Annotated in this window: 2 protein-coding genes; both read right to left on the bottom strand. The window is 48.0% G+C overall.

Features of this window, described 5'->3' with window-relative positions; genetic code table 11:
* Positions 1–83: 83 nt before the first annotated feature.
* Positions 84–848, bottom strand: coding sequence for an IS21-like element helper ATPase IstB (gene istB, locus RJ53_RS11450; RefSeq protein WP_211531765.1), 765 nt, complete (start codon positions 846–848; stop codon positions 84–86).
* The gene (gene istA / locus RJ53_RS11445) at positions 845–2,122 is read right to left on the bottom strand and encodes an IS21 family transposase (RefSeq protein ID WP_211531766.1); all 1,278 of its coding nucleotides are present in this window, start codon (positions 2,120–2,122) and stop codon (positions 845–847) included. The genes istB and istA overlap by 4 nt, the downstream gene beginning before the upstream one ends.
* Positions 2,123–2,214: the final 92 nt, after the last annotated feature.

Here is a 2,214-nt window from a genome sequence, read left to right as displayed (position 1 = left end):
TAAATGGCGGGATCAAAGTGCCCAATTATGGCGGAATAAAAATGCTCATTTCAACAACATAAAACCTCTGTTATACAACCCTTTCAGACATGGGGGATCAGACCCTGTCGCCGCCGCTCTTTCAGTCGGTAACTATCACCCTTGATATTCAATGTCGTGCAGTGATGGAGGATTCGATCCAGTACTGCCGCAGCAATCACATGATCCCCGAATATCTCGCCCCATTCACCGAATGACTTGTTCGAGGTAAAGATCGTCGAGGACTTCTCATACCGCCGGGATATCAGCTGGAAGAAACAATGGGCACCTTCACTCGTGAATGGAAGATACCCCATCTCATCGATAATGAGAAGATGGAACTTCGTAAGCGCCTTGATCTTCTCTTCCAGTTTATTCTCCCGATTCGCTTTCATCAGCCGTTCAATGAGCTGTGATGCATTCGCATAATACACCCGGAAACCCTGTTTTACCGCTTCATAGCCCAATGCTACAGCAAGATGCGTTTTTCCAACACCAGGGGGTCCGAGGAAGACGACATTCTCTGCATTATGGATGAATCGGAGAGATGCAAGATCCTTGATGATCAACGGATCAAGAGAGGGTTGAAACCCCACATCAAAATCTTCAAGCCGCTTCTCAACCGGGAAACTTGCCATCCTCATCCTGATCGAAAGGGCGTGATCCTGTTTGCTTTTTACTTCCTGTTCAAGGAGGTAGTCAAGGATCTCCAGTGTGGATTTCCCCTCTTTTGCTGCATGCTCAAGGCTGTTGTCAAGCATCTCCTTGATCGTTGTCAGTTTGAGCGTCTCCAGGTTGTGATGGACACGTTCATACACAAGACCGCTCATGGCCCCACCTCGCCTGCAAAAACATCATACGTCGATAGTGGTCGCTCTTCGACATCAGGATATACAATCTCGAAGAACGGTTGTGAATGCCGGGCATCCTGGGCAAATTGTGTCTTTCTGGAGTTATTCGCCCTCGCCTCTTTCTGCAGGCCGGTGAAATGTTCTTTTACTCTCACCTTCTTTGTGGAAGGGGAAGCCACTTGGTGAGTGCAGATCACCTCAGATCCAATTTTGACGGTTATTGTTGTATCTTCAAGCTCGAGAAGTGCTTTCTGACCCGCATACTGGTATGGGACAGAGTACAGGGTTCCGTTATACGAGACGTAGGCATCTCGTAGGATCTTCCGTTTTTCCTCACGGCGAATGATATACGGCTTAATGATATACGGCTTGATCAGACCCAGAGGGGTAAGAGTCTCTTCTTTCAATCGATCATAGGGTATCTCATGGGTGGAGCCATGGATCTCACTGTTGACCCGGTTACACCATTGGAGGAGCTTCTGGTCCATGTCTGGGAATGAGGTGAACCTGGTGCCAAGGAGAAAGTCTTTCTTCATGAATTTGATGGAATTCTCGACTTTTCCTTTGGTCTGAGGGTTATAGGGCTTACAGACACGGGGGATAAATCCATGATGGGTGAAGAAATCCTCAAATTTTGCGTTCCAGGTATGATCCCTGGCCCGGATGGCTCGTTTGATGATGACTGTCTTGATGTTGTCGTACAGGATTTCTTCAGGAATCCCTCCGAAATAATCGAATGCGTTCTTATGGCACTGGATCAGTGTGTACACATCCGTTGAAAGAGTAAACTCCATGTAGCGCATTCGTGAGTACCCGAGGACGGCACTGAAGGCATAGATCTTTCTCTTTCTGCCATCTATCTCCTGGCTCCCGCATTCGCCCCAATCCACCTGCATTTGTTTGCCCGGCGCTGTTTCGAAACGGAGGATGGCGGGTGTTATATACTGAGGACGGATGGTTCTGATGTAGTCTTTGAGGATGGTGTAGCCGCCAGTATATCCCCTCTCCTGAATCTCACGATGGATCCTCCTTGCCGTAAGGGGATATGCGGTGATTCGCTCTGTGATATAGTCTTTAAAAGGATCAAGCTTACTGAGTTTTCCAGTTCGCCTTTGTTTCTTTGGCAATTCATCAGCTGCAAGATATTTTCGCACAGTTCGACGATTGAAACCGGTCATGCGTGATATCTCGCTGTCGTTGTATCCCTTGTTGTGGAGATCTCGGATCATGAAAAATCCCTCTTCTGCGATCACCATTGCTGCTCCCTCTCTGGTGGTACAGAGAGGTTAGCAGGTGAGCACTTTTAGACCGCCACTTTTGTGCATTTCTACACCGCCATTGCCAC

Source organism: Methanocalculus chunghsingensis, from assembly GCF_018132105.1.
GTDB lineage: Archaea > Halobacteriota > Methanomicrobia > Methanomicrobiales > Methanocorpusculaceae > Methanocalculus > Methanocalculus chunghsingensis.
This window is presented reverse-complemented; position numbering and strand designations above follow the sequence as displayed.

What these genes read in the sequence shown, in the direction of transcription:
- istB (WP_211531765.1), bottom strand. Translation starts at nt 848, where the DNA reads ATGAGCGGTCTTGTGTATGAACGTGTCCATCACAACCTGGAGACGCTC.